Annotated in this window: 19 protein-coding genes and 1 pseudogene; 11 read left to right on the forward strand and 9 right to left on the reverse strand. The window is 65.9% G+C overall.

The window, feature by feature from the left end; all coding sequences use genetic code 11:
• Positions 1–2: 2 nt before the first annotated feature.
• Positions 3–542: a tripartite tricarboxylate transporter TctB family protein gene (locus Q8M85_RS17090; protein ID WP_305546806.1), complete on the reverse strand. Its 540-nt coding sequence runs from the start codon at positions 540–542 to the stop codon at positions 3–5.
• 114 nt (positions 543–656) lie between these two features.
• Positions 657–1,592: a tripartite tricarboxylate transporter substrate-binding protein gene (locus tag Q8M85_RS17095; RefSeq protein WP_305546809.1), complete on the reverse strand. Its 936-nt coding sequence runs from the start codon at positions 1,590–1,592 to the stop codon at positions 657–659.
• Between the two features lie 119 nt (positions 1,593–1,711).
• Here Q8M85_RS17095 and Q8M85_RS17100 point away from each other — a divergent pair, with 119 nt between their 5' ends.
• From Q8M85_RS17100 to Q8M85_RS17120, 5 genes are all read left to right on the forward strand, one after another.
• On the forward strand, positions 1,712–2,503 hold the full coding sequence (locus tag Q8M85_RS17100; protein ID WP_305546811.1) for an IclR family transcriptional regulator: 792 nt from the start codon (positions 1,712–1,714) through the stop codon (positions 2,501–2,503).
• Between the two features lie 127 nt (positions 2,504–2,630).
• The gene (locus Q8M85_RS17105; RefSeq protein WP_305546813.1) at positions 2,631–4,112 is read left to right on the forward strand and encodes an aldehyde dehydrogenase family protein; all 1,482 of its coding nucleotides are present in this window, start codon (positions 2,631–2,633) and stop codon (positions 4,110–4,112) included.
• Positions 4,097–4,759, forward strand: a complete 663-nt coding sequence (locus tag Q8M85_RS17110; protein WP_305546815.1) for an HAD-IA family hydrolase — start codon at positions 4,097–4,099, stop codon at positions 4,757–4,759. The genes Q8M85_RS17105 and Q8M85_RS17110 overlap by 16 nt, the downstream gene beginning before the upstream one ends.
• A gap of 4 nt (positions 4,760–4,763) precedes the next feature.
• On the forward strand, positions 4,764–6,116 hold the full coding sequence (locus Q8M85_RS17115; RefSeq protein ID WP_305546818.1) for an aminotransferase class III-fold pyridoxal phosphate-dependent enzyme: 1,353 nt from the start codon (positions 4,764–4,766) through the stop codon (positions 6,114–6,116).
• Between the two features lie 58 nt (positions 6,117–6,174).
• On the forward strand, positions 6,175–6,672 hold the full coding sequence (locus tag Q8M85_RS17120) for a MarR family winged helix-turn-helix transcriptional regulator (RefSeq protein ID WP_305546820.1): 498 nt from the start codon (positions 6,175–6,177) through the stop codon (positions 6,670–6,672).
• Here the strand turns inward: Q8M85_RS17120 and Q8M85_RS17125 are convergent.
• Both Q8M85_RS17125 and maiA read right to left on the reverse strand, forming a co-directional pair.
• The gene (locus Q8M85_RS17125) at positions 6,614–7,078 is read right to left on the reverse strand and encodes a MarR family winged helix-turn-helix transcriptional regulator (protein ID WP_305546822.1); all 465 of its coding nucleotides are present in this window, start codon (positions 7,076–7,078) and stop codon (positions 6,614–6,616) included. The genes Q8M85_RS17120 and Q8M85_RS17125 overlap by 59 nt on opposite strands.
• Positions 7,079–7,136: 58 nt before the next feature.
• Positions 7,137–7,766, reverse strand: a complete 630-nt coding sequence (gene maiA, locus Q8M85_RS17130) for a maleylacetoacetate isomerase (RefSeq protein ID WP_305546824.1) — start codon at positions 7,764–7,766, stop codon at positions 7,137–7,139.
• Between the two features lie 126 nt (positions 7,767–7,892).
• Between maiA and hmgA the strand changes: the two genes are divergently transcribed.
• Genes hmgA through Q8M85_RS17155 form a run of 5 tightly spaced genes read left to right on the forward strand, consistent with a single transcriptional unit; the run spans position 7,893 to position 13,366 of the window.
• Positions 7,893–9,254, forward strand: coding sequence for a homogentisate 1,2-dioxygenase (gene hmgA / locus Q8M85_RS17135; protein WP_305546826.1), 1,362 nt, complete (start codon positions 7,893–7,895; stop codon positions 9,252–9,254).
• A gap of 59 nt (positions 9,255–9,313) precedes the next feature.
• Positions 9,314–10,570 carry a fumarylacetoacetase gene (gene fahA, locus Q8M85_RS17140; RefSeq protein WP_305546828.1) on the forward strand — a complete coding sequence of 419 codons (1,257 nt, stop codon included), beginning with the start codon at positions 9,314–9,316 and terminating at the stop codon, positions 10,568–10,570.
• A gap of 3 nt (positions 10,571–10,573) precedes the next feature.
• Positions 10,574–11,524 (forward strand): MBL fold metallo-hydrolase, encoded by a 951-nt coding sequence (locus tag Q8M85_RS17145; RefSeq protein WP_305546831.1) that lies wholly within the window; start codon positions 10,574–10,576, stop codon positions 11,522–11,524.
• Between the two features lie 21 nt (positions 11,525–11,545).
• A complete protein-coding gene (locus tag Q8M85_RS17150) occupies positions 11,546–13,162 on the forward strand; it encodes an FAD-dependent oxidoreductase (protein ID WP_305546833.1) in 1,617 nt (538 codons plus the stop codon).
• Positions 13,163–13,165: 3 nt separating this feature from the next.
• A complete protein-coding gene (locus tag Q8M85_RS17155; RefSeq protein WP_305546835.1) occupies positions 13,166–13,366 on the forward strand; it encodes a DUF2783 domain-containing protein in 201 nt (66 codons plus the stop codon).
• A 13-nt stretch (positions 13,367–13,379) separates the two neighbouring features.
• Here Q8M85_RS17155 and hpaH read toward each other — a convergent pair whose 3' ends face one another.
• From hpaH to Q8M85_RS17175, 4 genes and pseudogenes are all read right to left on the reverse strand, one after another.
• On the reverse strand, positions 13,380–14,177 hold the full coding sequence (hpaH, locus tag Q8M85_RS17160; protein WP_305546837.1) for a 2-oxo-hept-4-ene-1,7-dioate hydratase: 798 nt from the start codon (positions 14,175–14,177) through the stop codon (positions 13,380–13,382).
• Positions 14,174–15,028 carry a fumarylacetoacetate hydrolase family protein gene (locus Q8M85_RS17165; RefSeq protein ID WP_305546839.1) on the reverse strand — a complete coding sequence of 285 codons (855 nt, stop codon included), beginning with the start codon at positions 15,026–15,028 and terminating at the stop codon, positions 14,174–14,176. The genes hpaH and Q8M85_RS17165 overlap by 4 nt, the downstream gene beginning before the upstream one ends.
• Positions 15,029–15,039: 11 nt before the next feature.
• Positions 15,040–16,020, reverse strand: coding sequence for a 3,4-dihydroxyphenylacetate 2,3-dioxygenase (gene hpaD / locus Q8M85_RS17170; protein WP_305546841.1), 981 nt, complete (start codon positions 16,018–16,020; stop codon positions 15,040–15,042).
• Between the two features lie 52 nt (positions 16,021–16,072).
• Positions 16,073–16,389, reverse strand: a pseudogene (locus tag Q8M85_RS17175) (aldehyde dehydrogenase family protein); the annotation flags it as partial.
• A gap of 11 nt (positions 16,390–16,400) precedes the next feature.
• Here Q8M85_RS17175 and Q8M85_RS17180 point away from each other — a divergent pair.
• A complete protein-coding gene (locus tag Q8M85_RS17180) occupies positions 16,401–16,730 on the forward strand; it encodes a MarR family transcriptional regulator (protein WP_305546843.1) in 330 nt (109 codons plus the stop codon).
• A 15-nt stretch (positions 16,731–16,745) separates the two neighbouring features.
• Here the strand turns inward: Q8M85_RS17180 and Q8M85_RS17185 are convergent, their stop codons facing one another.
• Entirely contained in the window at positions 16,746–17,984 is a 1,239-nt protein-coding gene (locus Q8M85_RS17185) for a Tm-1-like ATP-binding domain-containing protein (protein WP_305546845.1), read from the reverse strand.
• Positions 17,985–17,988 lie beyond the last annotated feature (4 nt).

Consider the following 17,988-nt stretch of genomic DNA (forward strand, 5'->3'; position numbering starts at 1 on the left):
CCTCAGAAATAACGCATCAGGATGTAGCGAAGCTGTTCAGGCGCGAAGTCGTAGATCGCCCCCGACGGGATCTTCACGTTCATCGCCGTCTTGAAGAACAGGACCACGAACAGGCCAAAGGCGGCCGCGATCCAGACTGTCCTGCCGCGATAGCCCATCCGCAGCGCAAGGCCGGCGCAGAAGGCCAGCGTCGCGGCAAGGTAGCCGATCACCGGGATCGCCAGCACATAAAGCATGTACCAGCCGATGAACTCCAACGACCGCAGCCACAACGCCGCCTCTTGCCAGCGGCCGGGCGTGCGGGTGACGCGGACACGGGACAGAGCGTTGATCAGCCCGAACAGGACAACCCCGCCAAGCGAAAGGGCGGGCCAGAACCGCGGCTGCGCGGCCAGCCCCTTGCCCGGAAGCCAGGTCGTCTGCCAGGGGATCGCCGCAAGCAGCGCCAGCGCGATCATCATGGTGACGGTCACGAACAGGATCTCGCCCGGCCTCCGGCCTTGGGGGAAGACATGCGGATGATCGTCCTCTTGCCGGCTCATCAGGCCAACCTCCCTGCTTCACTTGGGCATGGTTTTTCCCGGCCAAAGGCGTTCGGGAATGGGTCGCAGGCCCCCGGCGCGCCATGCGACCGGGGGCCTGCGCTGGTGTCCCGTTTATTCGCCGATCATCGTCGCGATGCGCCCCGACACCTCGATATCCGAGGCGATGCGGGCGGCGGACTCCTCGGCGTCCATCCAGTAGATGATCGCCCCGGTCTGCGCCGCAAGCTCCTGCGCGCGGGCCGACGCCATGGTCTCCTTGGCCGAGGCAATGATCTTCTCGCGCACGTCGGCCGGCGTGTCCTTGTGGACGAACAGCCCGTTCCACAGCGAGATGTTCAGGTCCGGGGTGACCGACGCCAGCGTGGGCGCGTCCGGCACCACGGAAATCGGCCCTTCGGTGACGGTGGCAAGGATCTTCACGCTGTCAAGGCAGGGCAGAAGCTGCTGGATCGTGGTGTTGATCACGTCAAAGTCGCCCGAGGCCAGCGAATTGCAATCCAGCGTCCCGGACGAGGCTTCGCCGCCCCATTCGAAACCCAGCACCTTGGCGGCGGCAAAGCTTGCCTGGGTGGGCATCAGGAACGCGCCGAAATGGCCCAGAAGTTGCGGTTCGGATTGCGAATGTGCCGCAAGCTCGGCCATCGTCGAATACGGCTTGTCGGCGCCGGTCGCGATGACGAAGGGATAGGTCATGAAGATCCCCAGCGGCTCGAACGGGTCGGGGTTCAGGCCGGGGACGCCGACGTCGGGACCGACGACCGGAATATCGACGACAAACGACCCGATGGTATAGCCATCCGGCGCGGCGGCGGCGACTTCAGCGGCACCCGGGAACGGACCACCCTCGGAAGGCTTGTTCACCACGGCCGCCGCGACGCCATACTTGGCCTGGAAATCCTCGGCGATCATTCGGGTCAGCACATCTTCAAGATCACCCGGCGGAAAGGGGACGACGAAGCTGACAGGGCGGTCCGGGTATTCTGCGGCAACCGGGCCAGCCAGGCTGGCAGCAGCCACAGCCAGAACGGCGAGTTTCGAGTTAAGCATTGACGACCTCTCTGCGGTTTATTATTATCACCAGTGGTTCAAGAATAGTCTCCGGGCCGGGTTCCGTCAACGAATTTGACGCCCGCCGCCGGGTCGGTCAGGAAAGAAGACAGGCGAATATGTCCAGCACCGTAGCCAAAGCCTTGTCATTGCTTGACTACTTTTCGGAATCCGAACCAGAGATAGGCCTCTCCGACCTTGCCCGCCGGTCCGGGGTGGACAAGGCGACGGTGCATCGGATGCTGGTGGTGATGTGTGATCACGGGCTTCTGGAAAAGCGCGGCGATGCGCGGCTTTACCGGCTGGGCGCGGGCGTTCTGCGCCTTGCCCGGGTGCGCGAGACGGCCTTTCCGGTCTCCTCGATCTTTCAACATTCGCTGGAAACCCTGTCCGCCGCGATCGGGGAAACCGCGCATGCCTCGCTGATCGCCGGTCGGGCGCTGGCCACCATCGGCGTCAGTGAAAGCAACCGGGGCAGTCGGGTCTCGCTGGTCGCGGGCGAGATCCTTCCGATGCACAGCACCGCGTCCGGTCTGGTCGTCCTGGCCTTCTCGCGGCCGGAATTCGTGGATCGGGTGCTTGGCGAGCCACTGGTTGCGAAAACCTCGCGCACCATCACCGACCCCAATATTATAAGGGCGCGACTGCAGGAAGTCCGGCTGACCGGATATGCCGAAGCGGACCAGACCAACGAAGATGACGTCTATGGCATCGCCATGCCCGTCTTTGACACCGATGGCACGCCAGCCGGTGCCATCGCCGTGGCGATGCCCGCGCACCGGATGACCAATGACCTGCGCCGCCAGACGATTGCCGCGCTCTTCGCCGAGGCCGACAAGCTGACCTTCGGCACCGGGGGCCGTCCGCCCGCCGAATTCCGCGCCGCGGCCGCCCGGTTTTCGCCAAACTGATCCTTGCGCCTCTGGTCTTGCGTCGCGGGCTGGCGTGCGGGCCTGCCCCGGTTGCGGCGAATGTCCGGTTGACCCGTCATCCTGATCGGTGCATGATAAACACCAGTGGTGTAAATATAGAACCGACATGAGCCAGAACCAGATCGACGCCCTGCGCGCAGCGCCGCTGCCCGCGTTCCAGCACATCGTGGATGGACGTCGGGTCTCGGCCTCGGACGGGCGAACCATGGCGGTCGTGTCGCCGATTGACGGCGCTGTGCTGACCACCTGCGCACGCGGCACGACGGCCGACACCGATGCCGCCATCGCCGCCGCCCGCCAGGCCTTTGACGATGGCCGCTGGTCCGACCTGCCCCCCGCCGCCCGCAAGAAGATCCTGCTGAAATGGGCCGACCTGATCGAGGCCGACGCGCTGGACATCGCCGTCCTTGGCGTGCGCGAGAACGGGACCGAGATCGGCATGGCGCTGAAGGCCGAACCGCTGTCAGCCGCAGCGACGCTGCGCTACTACGCGGAAGCCATCGACAAGCTTTCCGGCGAGATCGCGCCCACCGATCCGGCCTTCCTTGGCCTTGTCCACCGCGAACCCGTGGGCGTTGTCGGCGCCATCGTGCCGTGGAACTTCCCGCTGATGATCGGCGCGTGGAAATTCGCCCCGGCGCTGGCCGCGGGCTGCACCATGGTGCTGAAACCGGCCGAGACAGCCTCGCTTACATTGCTGCGGGTGGCCGAACTGGGGCTGGAGGCGGGCCTGCCCCCCGGCGTCTTCAACGTCGTGACCGGCGAAGGCGCAGTGGTGGGCGCGCGGATCGCGGAATCGATGGATGTCGATGTGCTGGTCTTCACCGGATCAGGCGGCACCGGGCGGCGGCTGTTGGAAGCGGCGGCGCGGTCGAACCTCAAGCGCGTCTATCTGGAACTTGGCGGCAAGTCGCCAAACATCGTCTTTGCCGATGCGCCCGATCTGGACGAGGCCGCGAAGGTCGCAGCCCACGGCATCTTCCGCAACTCGGGTCAGGTCTGCATCGCCGGGTCGCGGATACTGGTCGAACGCAGCATCCATGCGGCCTTCGTCGAAAAGCTGGCCGCCCATGCCGCCGCGATCAAGGTGGGCGATCCGCTGGACAGCGCGACGCAGGCGGGCGCGGTGAATTCCGAACGCCAGTTGCTGCAGAACCTCGCCTTCGTCGATGAAGCTCGGGCATTGGGTCGCAAGGTGATCGGCGGCGCGCGCATCCGTCAGGAAACCGGCGGCTTCTACATGTCGCCCGCCATCGTGGCCGACGCCGCCCCGCAGGACCGCGTTTTCCGCGAAGAGGTCTTCGGCCCGGTCGTCACCGTCACCCCCTTCGACACCGAGGCCGAGGCGGTGGCCCTGGCCAACGACACCGCCTATGGCCTTGCCGCCGCGGTCTGGACCGCGAACCTGTCGCGGGCGCATCGCATGGTGCGCAAGATCCGCGCGGGGCTGGTGCATGTGAACACCTATGGCGGGTCTGATCTGACCGTGCCTCTGGGCGGGGTCAAGCAGTCGGGCAACGGGCATGACAAGTCGCTGCACGCCTTTGACAAGTTCCTCGATCTGAAAACCGCATGGGTAAAGCTGTGACCCGCGCGCTGGTGCTAGATTTCGGCGGGGTGATCTCGAAAACCCTGTTCGAGACGCATGCCATGTCCGAAGCCGCTCTTGGCCTGGCCCCCGGCAGCCTGACCTGGCGCGGGCCGTTCGATCCCGATCAAGACGCCCCCTGGCGCGCGATGCAGGCGGGCGAGATGACCGAACGCGACTACTGGGCGCTGCGGATGCAGGAAACCGGCGCGCTGGTCGGCGAGGTCTGGACCGAGTTTCCCCAGTTCGTCGGCCGGTTGCGTGGTGCCGATCCGGCGGCAGTGATCCGGCCCGAGGCGCTGGCGGCCATCGCCACCGCCAAGGCGGCAGGCTGCAAGCTGGCGATCCTCTCGAACGAGCTGGACCTCTTTTACGGCAAGGATTTCCGCAGCAAGCTGCCCTTCCTGGCCGATTTCGACCTGATCGTCGATGCCACCTATACCGGCATCCTGAAACCCGACCCGCGCGCCTTTCATCTGGTGACCGACGGTCTGGGCCTGCCCGCCGCTGCCTGTGTCTTTGTCGACGACCAGGCCAAGAACCTGCGCGGGGCCGCTGAAACCGGCATGCCCCATGTTCACTTCGATGTCACGCAGCCCGGCGACAGCTATTCCCGCGCGCTCGCGCTGCTTTGCCAAGGAGATTGACCCGATGAAAGACTCCAATTTCCTCAAGGAAAACAACGCGCGGCGGCTCTGGCACCCGATGTCGCACCCCGCCGAAAGCCTGGCCAACCCGCCCGACATCATCGTCGAGGCCGAAGGGGTGGAGATCATCGACATCGACGGCCATCGGACCGTCGATGCGGTGGGGGGCCTGTGGAACGTGAACCTTGGCTACTCCTGCCAGCCGGTAAAGGACGCCATCGCGGCCCAGTTGAACCGGCTGCCCTATTATTCGATCTTCCGGGGCACGACCAATGACAACGTCATCGAATTGGCCGAGATGCTGGCCGCCTTCTTCGCCCCCGACGGGCTGAGCCGCGCCTTCTATACCTCGGGCGGGTCGGACGGGGTCGAGGTCGCGTTGCGGCTGGCGCGTCAGTATCACAAGATCCAGGGCGAGGCCGGGCGGGTCAAGTTCCTCAGCCTCAAGAAGGGCTATCACGGCACGCACACTTTGGGCGCCTCGGTCAACGGCAACGCCAATTTCCGCACCCAGTATGAACCTCTGATGCCGGGCTGTTTCCACACGCCCGCGCCCTATACCTATCGCAACCCCTTCAACGAGACCGACCCCGAACGGCTGGCGCAGCTTTGCCTTGCCGCCATCGAGGACGAGATCAAGTTCCAGGACGCCTCGACCATCGCTGCCTTCATCATGGAGCCGGTGCTGGGCGCGGGCGGGGTGATCCCGCCGCATCCAAGCTTCATGCCGGGGGTGCGGGCGTTGTGCTCGAAATATGGAATACTGCTGGTTGCCGACGAGGTGATCACCGCCTTCGGACGCACCGGAAGCTGGTCGGGGTCGCGCCACTGGGGGGTGCAGCCGGACTTGCTGGTGTCGGCCAAGGCGATCACCAACGGCTATTTCCCCTTTGGCGTGGTCATGGTCGCCGATGCCGTGGCCGAGGTGTTCGAGAGTGACACCACCGGCAAGGGGGCCATCGGGTCGGGCTACACCTATTCCGGCCACCCGGTCGGCGCCGCCGCTGCCATCGCCTGCCTACAGGAAACCGAACGCCAGCAGGTCCACCTCAACGCCGCCGCGCGTGGCGACCAGCTTTTCGCGGGGCTTCAGGCGCTTATGGCGCGGCATCAGGTGATCGGCGATGTGCGTGGCGGGCACGGGCTGATGTGCGCGCTGGAACTGGTGTCGGACCGCGCCAGCAAGACGCCGATCGACAAGAAGACCATCGGCCGCGTGCATCGCGCAACCTATGAGGCGGGCGTGATGATCCGGGTCTCGGGCAACAACATCATCCTGTCGCCGCCGCTGGTGGTATCCGAGGCGGATGTGGCCAAGATCCTGTCCGCGCTGGAGGCCGGCTTCTCGGCGATTTGACCCAGATCAAGAAGTTGCGCCTGCAACCAGTCTAGCCTCCCGGAAACAGGAGGCAGGGATGCTTCAGGACTTCTTCCCCTACCGGCTTGCCGTCACCTCTGCCGCCTTCTCGCGGCTGCTGGTCGATGTCTATCAGCGGCGCTTCGGGCTTGGCCGCGATGAATGGCGGCTTCTCTATCTGCTGGCCGATGTTAAGGCGGAAACCTCGCTGGACCTTGGCCGCAACACCTCGCTTGACAAGGTGCAGGTCAGCCGCGCCGCCGACCGGCTGCTGCGCAAGGGCCTGATCCGGCGCAGCACCTCGGATCTGGACCGGAGGCTTTGGCTTTACGCCTGCACGCCAGAAGGGCGCGCGATGTTCCACGAGGTGCGCGCTCTGGTCGACCAGCGGTCCGAGGCGGTTCTGTGCAAGATGTCGGCGGACGACCGCGCTGCGCTGGGACGTGGGCTGGCGGCGCTGGACCTTGCCACGAAAAGCGTGGCGGCGGAAATCGAGGTCAATCGTCAAGCCCGTCCGTTGCCGGCGCGCCCCCGATCAGCCGGCGCAGAAGGGTGACCAGCGTTTCGGCCTTTTCCGGCCCGAGTGTTTCCCGCAGCTGCCGATCAAAGCCGACGGCCAGACTGCCCAGCTCGGCAAAGACCGTGCGCCCTTTTCCGGTCAACGACAGGACTTCGGCGCGGCGGTCGGTTTCACTGGGGGTGCGCGACAGCATCCCCCCCTGTTCCAGCGCCGCAACCGCCCGGCTGACCTTGGTCTTCTCGATATGGCTGATGGCGCAGATGTCGCGCGCCGTCATCGCACCGAACTTGCCCAGATTGGCCAGCACGCGCCATTGCGTGCGGGTAAAGCCATAGCGGTCACGGTAGACGGTCTGAAACCCGTGCGACGTGGCCTCGGCCGCCTGATTGAGAAGGTAGGGCAGGAAGGTTTCAAGATCGAAGCCGCTGGTTGGGTCGGTCATCGTCGGCGGGGTGTCCCTGTTGTGCGCGCGCCAGTATGGCACGGCAGCTTGTGCCAAGTCATCCTTGCGGCTTCACCTGATCGGGATGCGCCGCCTGAAAGGCGGGCAAGGGTTCCAGCGCCTCGGCAATCGCCGTCAGGCGCGGGAAGAGGTGCAGGTCCACCCCCCAGCGCCGGGCATTGTAGACCTGCGGGACAAGGCAGATGTCCGCCAGCGTCACCGCATCGCCAAAGCTGAACCGGCCAGCGGGGTGCTGCGTCAACAGACCCTCCAGCCCGGCGAACCCAAGCGCGATGAAATGCTGCATCCAGCCCTCCATCGTGGCGCCAAGGCTTGTGGCATGGCGGGCCACGCGCAGGTTGCAGACCGGGTGGATATCCACGGCAATCGCATGGGCCATCGCCCGGACGGTCGCCCGCTGGATAGGATCCCGTGGCAGCCAGCCTGCGGCCCGGGTCTCGTCCAGGTATTCCAGGATCGCAAGCGACTGGGTCAGGCTGGTGCCGTCGATCCTTAGCGTCGGCACAAGGCCCTGGGGGTTGCGCGCCAGATTGTCGGCCCCGCCCTGTTCGCCTTTCAGCAGGTCAACCGGCACCGACCGCCACGGCACCCCCAGCAGGTTCAGGGCGATCCGCACCCGGTAGGCCGCCGAGGACCGCCAGTAGTCGTAAAGTACAGTCTCTGGCATCCCGCCCTCCAGATCGTAACAGTTGCAACTTTATCTTGACTTGGTTGCATCCGCAACTATAAACCGGACCAAGCCAGCCCACCCCGCTGCGGGCCTGACCTGCATCTCATCAGTCTGGAGACGCCAATGACCAGCCATTCCTTGCCAAAGGGCATGATCCGGGCCGCATCGGTTGCCGGGCCGCATGAAGGCTACATGCCCGGCTTCGGCAATGATTTTGAAACCGAGGCCCTGCCCGGTGCGCTTCCGCAGGGCATGAACTCGCCCCAGAAATGCAATTACGGGCTTTATGGCGAACAGCTTTCCGGCACCGCCTTCACCGCGCCCAGCCACCAGAACGAACGGACCTGGTGCTACCGCATCCGGCCCTCGGTCAAGCACACGCACCGCTTCGCCAAGACCTGCGTGCCGCTGTGGAAATCCGCGCCCTGCATCGACCCCGACATCATCAGCCTGGGCCAGTATCGCTGGGACCCGCTGCCGGTGCCGGCCGAACCGCTGACCTGGATCACCGGCATGCGGACCATGGTCACGGCAGGCGATGTGAACACCCAGACCGGCATGGCCAGCCATGTCTATCTGGTGACGGAATCGATGCAGGACGCCTATTTCTCCTCGGCCGATGGCGAGTTGCTGGTCGTGCCACAGGAAGGCCGCCTGCGGTTCTGCACCGAGCTGGGTATCATCGACCTTGAACCGAAGGAAATCGCCATCCTGCCGCGCGGGCTGGTCTATCGGGTCGAAGTGCTGGAAGGCCCGGCGCGCGGTTTTGTCTGCGAGAACTACGGCCAGAAGTTCCAGCTTCCCGACCGCGGTCCCATCGGCGCGAACTGCATGGCGAACCGTCGCGACTTCAAGACCCCCGTGGCAGCCTTCGAGGACCGCGAGGTGCCCTCGACCGTCACCGTCAAATGGTGCGGCCAGTTCCACGAGACGAAGATCGGCCACTCACCCCTGGACGTGGTGGCCTGGCACGGCAACTATGCCCCGGTGAAATACGACCTGCGCACCTATTGCCCGGTTGGCGCGATCCTGTTCGACCATCCCGATCCGTCGATCTTCACCGTTCTGACCGCGCCAAGCGGCATCGAGGGGACGGCCAACATCGACTTTGTCCTCTTCCGCGAACGCTGGATGGTGGCCGAAAACACCTTCCGCCCGCCGTGGTACCACAAGAACGTCATGTCCGAACTGATGGGCAATATCTACGGCATCTACGACGCCAAGCCCAAGGGCTTTGTCCCCGGCGGGATGAGCCTGCACAACTGCATGCTGCCACACGGGCCGGACAAGAACGCGTTCGAGGGTGCATCCAATGCCGACCTCAAGGCTGAAAAGCTGGACGATACCATGTCCTTCATGTTCGAGACCCGCTTCCCGCAGCACCTGACGCCCTTCGCGGCGCAGGCGGGACACCTGCAAGAGGACTACATCGATTGCTGGGGGTCGCTGGAGAAGAAGTTCGACGGCACGCCGGGCGTGAAATGAACCAGCGGGGGCCAGCCCCCCCACCCCCGGGATATTTGGGCAAAGATGAAAGAGGGCAGATGCCGCTGATCCGTTCGTGGGTCCAAAGCGCCAACGCGCCGGACCATCCGTTTCCCCTGAACAACCTGCCGTGCGGGGTGTTCTCCTCCAGCGCCGACGAACCGCGCTGCGGTGTGGCCATCGGTGATTTCGTGCTGGATGTGGCCGCGCTGGAAGAGGCGGGGCTGCTGGCCTTGCCGGACGGCCCGCTGCTGGATGTGCCCTTCTGGAACGATGTGATGGAGGCCGGCCCCGATGTCTGGTCGGCGCTGCGGTCGCGGTTGACCGCGCTGCTGGCGGAAGGCGCGGCCGATCGCGCAGCGGTCGAACCCTGCCTTGTCCCGCTGGCCGATGTGACGCTGCACATGCCCTTCCTGGTCAGCGAATACACCGATTTCTACGCCGGACGGCACCATGCCTTCAACGTCGGCACCATGTTCCGCGGGGCCGAAAACGCCCTGCCGCCGAACTGGCTGCATATCCCCATCGGCTACAATGGCCGGGCCTCGTCGGTCGTGGTCAGCGGCACCGAGGTGCGCCGCCCCTGGGGGCAACTGAAGGGGCCGAACGACGACGCCCCGCGCTTTGCGCCCTCGGCCCGGTTTGACATCGAGCTGGAGATGGGGGCCGTCGTCGGCACCCCCTCTGACGGGCCGGTGACCGTGGCCGAGGCCGATGCGATGATCTTCGGCTATGTCCTTTTGAACGACTGGTCGGCGCGCGACATCCAGGCCTGGGAATACCAGCCGCTGGGTCCGTTTCAGGCCAAGGCGACGGCCACGACCATCAGCCCCTGGATCGTGATGCGCGCAGCACTTGAACCATTCCGCACCCCGACCCCGCCGCGCGAGGTGCCGCTCTTGCCGCACCTTCAGGAACCCGGGCCGATGCTGTACGACATCGCCCTTGAAGTCAGCCTGACGCCCGAGGGCGGCACGGAAACCGTCATCTCGCGCACCAATTATGCCGAGATGTATTATTCCGCCGCGCAGCAACTGGCGCAACACAGCACCTGCGGCTGCCCGATGAACACGGGCGACCTGCTAGGGTCCGGCACCATTTCCGGCCCCACGAAAGAGTCTCGCGGCAGCCTCTTGGAACTGTCCTGGGGCGGCAAGGAGCCCTTCGCCATCGCAGGCGGCACGCGCAGTTTCGTCGAGGACAACGACACCCTGACCTTGCGCGGTCGGTGCAAGGGTGACGGCTACACCATCGGCTTCGGCGACTGCACGGGCCGCGTGATCCCGGCGCTGGCCGACCCCTACAAAAGGACCTAGACCATGGCCAAGGCTTTCGCGTCGCAAGGCGACCTGAGCGACAAGACAATCAGCTTTGTGGAAATCGGCGACGGCCTTTACGCCTTTACCGCCGAGGGCGACCCAAACTCGGGCGTCGTCATCGGCGACGATTCCGTGATGGTGGTCGAGGCGCAGGCCACCCCGCGCCTGGCGCAGAAGGTGATCGACTGCATCCGGGGCGTGACCGACAAGCCGATCTCCCATGTCGTCCTGACCCACTACCACGCCGTCCGCGTTCTGGGCGCCAGCGCCTTCAACGCGCCGCAGGTCATCATGTCCGAAGCCGCCCGCAACATGGTGGCCGAGCGCGGGCAGGAAGACTGGGACAGCGAATTCCAGCGCTTTCCGCGCCTGTTCCAGGGCCATGAATCGATCCCCGGCCTGACCTGGCCGACCACGACCTTCAACGGCAAGATGTCGGTCTGGCTGGGCAAGCGGCGGGTCGATCTTCTGCAACTGGGCCGCGCCCATACCGCCGGGGACGCGGTGATCCATGTGCCCGATGCGAACGTGATGTTCACCGGCGACATCGTCGAGGCCCATTCCGCCTGCTACTGCGGTGACGGCCATTTCGCCGACTGGGGCACCACGTTGGAAGCGATCCGCGCCTATGACCTTGACGCCATCGCCCCCGGTCGCGGGGATGCCGTTGTCGGGCGCGCTGCGGTCAACGCAGCACTGGATCGCACCAAGGATTTCGTGGAAAGCACCTACCGGCCCGTCGCCCGCATCGCCGCGCGCAACGGCAGTCTCAAGGAAGCCTGGGACGCCTGTCGCGCCGAATGTGACCCCAAGTTCAAGGACTATGCGATCTACGAACATTGCCTGCCCTTCAACGTCGCCCGCGCCTATGACGAGGCGCGCGGGATCAGCCACCCCCGGATCTGGACCGCGCAGCGCGACCTGGAGATGTGGGCGGCCTTGCAGGGCTGAACGGACCATCGGGAGGAAGCCATGACCGACCTCGTTGCCGAACGCTACCGGCTGGCGTTCCGCCTATATCCCTATGCCCGGTCGCCGGATCAGGATGCGCCTGCACCCGCGCGCCACAAGGTGATCATCGCGGGCGGCGGGCCCATCGGCCTGGCCACGGCGCTTGACCTTGGGCGGCGCGGCGTGCCGGTCGTGCTTCTGGACGACCACGAAGGCGCGGGTCTTGGCAGCCGGGCGCTGTGCTTTGCCAAGCGCACGCTGGAAATCTGCGACCGTCTGGGTGCTGCCGGGCCGATGCTGGACAAGGGGGTCCAGTGGAACGTCGGCAAGGTCTTCCACGACGACCGGCTCTTGTATGAATTCAACCTCTTGCCCGAGGGCGGCCATGCCTTCCCGGCCTTCATCAACCTGCAGCAGCCCTGGTTCGAAAAGTTCCTGCACGACGCCATCCTTGCCGCGCAGGCCGAAGGTGCCCCGATCGAGCTGCGCGGCCGCAACCGCGTCGATGCCGTCACCCCTTCGGCGGACCACGTGACGCTGGACATCATGACGCCCGATGGCCCCTACCAGCTTCAGGCCGACTGGCTGATCGCCTGCGACGGCGCCCGCAGCCCCCTGCGCGGCATGCTGGGCCTGTCCTTCGACGGGCGGGTGTTCGAGGACAACTTCCTGATCGCCGACGTGAAGATGAAGGCCGATTTCCCGACCGAACGCTGGTTCTGGTTCGAGCCGCATTTCAAGTCGGGCGATTCTGCGCTGCTGCACAAGCAGCCCGACGACATCTGGCGCATCGACTTTCAACTGGGCTGGAACATCGACCGCGCCAAGGAACTTGAACCCGCGAATATCCGCGCCCGCGTCGATGCGATGCTGGGGCCGGACGTCGCCTATGAACTGGACTGGTGTTCGATCTACACCTTCCAATGCCGCCGGATGGACAGGTTCCGCCATGGCCGCGTGCTGTTTGCTGGCGACAGCGCCCATCAGGTCAGCCCGTTCGGCGCACGCGGCGCGAACTCGGGGATTCAGGACGTGGACAACCTGGCCTGGAAACTGGCGCTGGTGCTGGACGGGACGGCACCGGACAGCCTGCTTGACAGCTATGATGCGGAACGGGTTCACGGCGCGGACGAGAACATCCTGAACTCCACCCGCGCCACCGATTTCATCACGCCGAAGACCCCGGTGTCCAAGCTCTTCCGCAACGCGGTGCTGACGCTGGCCGAGCATCTGCCCTTTGCCCGAACCGTCGTGAACTCGGGGCGGCTGTCGCTGCCCTGCACCTATGACGGATCGGCCTTGAACGGCCCCGATCACCCGGACATGCCGCCGCGCACCCGCCCCGGCAGCCCCTGCCCGGATGCGCCGCTGGCCGGGGGGTGGCTCTTGCCCCATCTTGGGCGGGGCTTCACGCTTCTGTCCATCAACCAGACCGTCCCCGACAGCCTCTCTGCCCACGGCCTTACCGTGCCGCGCCTTGCCCTGGACGCCACGCCAGAGATTGCGGCCCGGTATCTGGGCAACGCCAAGGGCGCGGTCTACCTGATCCGCCCCGACCAGCACGTCGCCGCGCGGTGGGATCATTTCGACGAAAGCGCCATTGCGGCGGCGCTTGCCCGTGCCATCGGAAAGGTCTGACACATGCTGATCACCGCGCCGAACCTGACCAGGCCCGACGAAACCTACGAACGCCTGATCGCCATCCATGACGGGTTGACCGAGGCGGAAAGCCACGCCCTGAACGCGCGGCTGGTGCTGATCCTGATGAACCACATCGGCGATCATCAGGTGCTGGACCAGGCCCTTCGTCTGGCGCGCGACCCGTCCCGTGCGCCGGACTGATCCTTGCCGGGCCTCAGACGTTCAGGGTGACGCTGCCGAAGGCGCCGAAATCGGCATGGAAGCGACTACCCGGCGTCGCCTCGACCGGGCGGATGAAGCTGCCGGACAGCAGGACTTCTCCGGCGCTGATCCCCTGGCCATAGCGGGCCAGGCGGTGCACCAGCCACAGGATCCCGGTCACCGGATCGTTCAGGACCCCGGCACCAAGTCCGGTTTCCTCGACCACCCCATCACGGGCCACGATGGCCCCGACCCAGCGCAGATCAAAGGCATCGACGGCATGGCGCTGTTGCCCCAGCACGATCCCCGCATTGGCGGCATTGTCGCTGATGGTGTCGGTGATGATGCGGGCCTTGCCACTTGCCGGGTCCACGCGCTGAATCCGGGTATCCAGGATTTCCAGACTGGGGGCAACGTAATCGGTCGCGGCCAGAACCTCGTCCCGTGTCACCCCTGCCCCCCTCAGCGGGGCTTTCATGACAAAGGCGATTTCCGCCTCGATCCGCGGCTGGATGAACCGGCCCGGAGGGATGGTTGCGCCGTCGGGAAACAGCATGTCATCCAGCAGAACCCCCGAATCCGGCGTGTCGATGTTCAGCGCCTGCTGCATCGCGCGGCTGGTCAGGCCGATCTTCCAGCCGATCACCCGTGCCCCCGCCGCACGCTTCAGCGCAACCAGCGCCGCCTGCACCGCATAGGCCTCGTCCAGGGTCATCCCGGGATGGCGCAGCGACAGAAGCCCGCACTGGCGGCCGGTCCGTTCCGCCTGATACAGGTCCGCCGCCGCCGCATGGATCTGCTCTGGCGTCATTCGTCGGCCACTCCGTTCCGCAAGGTTCCGATCCCCGGCACCTCGACCTCGACCACATCGCCGGGCTGCAGCCAGACTGGCGGATCGAACCGCGCGCCCGCGCCCGTGGGCGTCCCGGTCACGATGATGTCGCCGGGCACCAGCGTGGTAAAGGTCGAGATATAGGCGATCTGCCGCGCCACCGGGAAGAGCATCCGCCCGGTCCGGTCCTGCTGGCGCAGCGCGCCGTTCACGCGGGTCTCCAGCGCCACATCGACGATCTGCGACGGGTCGCGCCAAGGCACCAACCAAGGCCCCAAGGCGCCCGAGCGGTCCCAGTTCTTGCCTTGCGTCACGTTGAACTTGGCGTGCCGCACCCAGTCGCGGATCGTGCCTTCGTTGCACAGCGTCAGCCCGGCGATATGCGACAGCGCCGCGCTTTCGGGGATGCGGCGCCCCCCCTTGCCGATGATCACGGCGATTTCGCCTTCATAGTCCAGTTGCGGGCTTTCCGGGGGCCGGATCAAGGGCTGGCCATGGCCGGTAAAGCTGCGGGCAAAGCGCGGGAACAGCGACATGTTGGGCGGCGCGTCCTGCCCGTCCCTGTATTCGGCGTTGCGGTCGGGAAAGTTCACGCCCACGCAGATGATCTTTTCCGGGTCCGGCACCGGGATGTCATAGGTGAACGACCCCTCGGCATGGCTGGCCGTCCGGCCTGCCCCCGCCGCCAGAACCTGACCGATCGCCCCGGCCTCGATCACCCGGCGCAGGGTCCGCCATTGCGGAAACTCGGGCGACAGCGCCAGAACGCCCCCTTTGGCGGTCACGCCCCAGAACTGCGTGCCATGGGCGGTGAAGGTGACAAGGTTCATCCCGGCCCCCGTCATGGCGCGATGATCGGGCTGGCCTTGAGGTCGCTTTCCACCGGCGCGGCCCCGTCAAACACCGAGCCCAACTCGAACCACGACCGCGGCGCCGGCGCGCCCCACAGGGTCTGGCGCTGCGGGTCCTTCAGGTCCCATTTGATCGGCTCCAGATCCGGGTCGCAGGTCTGGTAGTCGCTGCAATAGATCTCGGTCCGGTGCCCGCCCTGGTCGCGGATATACAGGAAGAAGGCGTTCGAGATGCCATGCCGCCCCGGCCCGCGTTCGATATTTGCAAGATAGCCGGTGGTCGACATCAGGTCCAAAAGGTCGATGATGTTCAGCGGCGTCGGCACCCAGAAGGCGGTATGGTGCAGGCGCGGGCCGGTGCCGTTGGTAAAGGCGATGTCATGCACGCCGCCCTTGCGATGCATCCAGGCCGCCCAGGTGCGCCCGGTTTCCTCGTCGGCGGTGTATTCGGTCACGCGAAAGCCCATGTCGCCATAAAAGGCCACCGCCTGATCGACGTTCGACGCGAACAGGTTGAAATGGTCGATCCGCAAGGGCTTTACGCCACCATAAAGCTTGTACTGCTGATGGATCGGCTCCAGCCGGTCCATCCGGGCATAGAACTCCAGCGGCACGCCCCAGGGGTCGCGTGTGGCAAGCACACGCCCCATGAAGGGCCGTTCGATCCAGTCCACCGGCAGGCCGCGCCCGGCGAACCAATGCGCGGCGCGGTCCAGGTCGTCCTCGGACCAGACCTTGAAGCCCAGCACACCGACCGAAGCCGCCTCGGCCCGCCGCAGGATCATCGAATGGTGGCCGCGCTCCTCCATCGCGCGAAGATAGAGGCTGTCCTTGTCTTCATGCGTGACCCGCAAGCCCAGCGTGTCGACGTAATAGGCGCGGCTCCAGGCCAGGTCGGTGACCCGCAGTTCGACATGGCTTAGCCGGACGATGTTGAAGGGCGGGTTCAGGTTCGCGGCGGGAAGGGGCATCGGGGCCTCGCTGGACTGGAAAGGGGACGATGGACGGGTTCGGACGGGCCGCTCAGGCACCCAGCCGCTGTATCTTGTGCTGGCCAAGGGCAAAGGCCACGTTCTTCTGTTCCATGTAGAATTCAAACGACCAGTCGCCGCCGTCGCGCCCGATGCCGCTGGCCTTGACCCCGCCGAAGGGGGTGGGCAGGTGGCGGACGTTCTCGCTGTTCACCCAGATCATCCCGGCCTCCAGCGCGTTGGAAAAGCGCAGGGCGCGGGTCAGGTCATTGGTCCAGACATATCCGGCAGCCCATATTGCACCCCGTCGGCGATCGACAGCGCCTCCTCCTCGCCCTTGAACCGGATCGAGGTCAGGAAGGGGCCGAACCTGGGGGCGCGTGCTGCGTGTCCTGCACGAGCAGGGGCCGCTTGAGCTTGGCCAGCTTGCCACCGAATCCTGCCTCTTGCAGTCCAGCCTGACCCGGATGATCCAGCCGCTCGAGGACGAAGGCCTGGTCGCCCGCCACACCCCACCAGAGGATCGCCGCAAGACCGTGCTTGGGATCACCGAAGCCGGTGTCGCGCTGATCCAGCGTCATTCGGCCGAAAGCGCCGCCATCTTCGCCCGGATCGACGCCGAATTCGGGGCCGAGCGGGTCGAACAGTTGCTGGACCTGCTGGAGGACCTTCAGCGTCTGGACCTGCGCCAGACCAGCACGGCGTCCTGATCCTGGCCAGCCCTGTCACCCCGGCTGCGCGCCCAGGGTTCCGTCGGCGATCCAGCCGTCGAAGATTTCCAGAACCGTCCGGCAGAAGGCATCGTCGTTAATGTGCGCGTCGATCTCGGACAGGGTGACGGGCGGCCGGATGACGGCCCGGACCTCGGCGATCACCGCGCGCAGCGCCTCAGGGTCATGGAACGCCTCGCCGGGGCGGTCCCAAGCTTCGATCCCCTGCAAGGGCATCACGAAATGCACGGGTCCCTTGGCCCCTGCCAGACGCGCACCGATGTCGCGGATCAGCGCCAACCGTTCCTCGGTCGAAAAGCCGGCGGACTTGATCAGGCGATTGTGGGCGTGGAACGGACGGTCGGCATAGGCCGGAGGCACCTCTTGCCAGCCGGCAAGGTCGAAGATGTCGGTGCAGCCCGGCGCCACGATCTGCGGGATCCCGCGCTGCCCCGCATTGGTCAGGCGGTCAGCCCCGGCATGCGCCACCGAGCCCACCATCAGGTTGCCCAGTTCGGGCAGCGAAAAGTCCATCACGCAGACGAAATGCCCGTCCCGCGCCAGCGCCTCGAAGGCCATGCCGCCCATGCCGGTGGTGTGAAACACCGCAACGTCGAACCCCCGCGCCTCCAGCGGGGCCTTGAGCCGCGTCATGTAGCTCAGGCAGGATGACCCAAGGCTGGTCATGCCGATCAGCGGGCGGTCGCGGCGCAGGGGCATCGCCCCCATTGCCGCGCCCCAGACCGCCCCTGCCGCCTGCGCCAGCGAGGCCTGGCAGATCGCGTTCAGCCCGTAAAGCCCGCCCGCCCAAAGGATCATCTGGATGTCGGGGGCAAGCCGGTCCGGCGGGATCAGCGGCGAAAAGCTGACGGTCGAGACCACGTATTTCGGCACGCCAAGCGGCAGAGCCTGCGCGCAGTCCAGGACCAGGTCGGTCCCCAGCGTCCCGCCCAGCCCGATCATCGCATCAATCCGGCCTTCCGCGTGCAGCCGGGCGGTCAGCAAAGCCGCCCCCCGCGCCATGATCTGCATCCCCGAGTTTTCGTCGCCCGACGCGATCACCTGGGCAATTGTCGATCCTGCCGCCGCCGCGACATCATGTTTTGACAGATCGGTCGGTTTTTCAGGGTCGCCCAGAACGCTGACGTCCATCGTCAGAACCGCGCCGCCCAGATCCCGGATCCTCTCGGCCACAAAGCGCAGTTCGGCGTCCTTGGTGTCATAGGTGCCGATCAGCAGAATGGTCTTGGTCATGGTC

The organism is Tabrizicola sp. (genome assembly GCF_030694085.1).
Taxonomy (GTDB): domain Bacteria; phylum Pseudomonadota; class Alphaproteobacteria; order Rhodobacterales; family Rhodobacteraceae; genus Tabrizicola.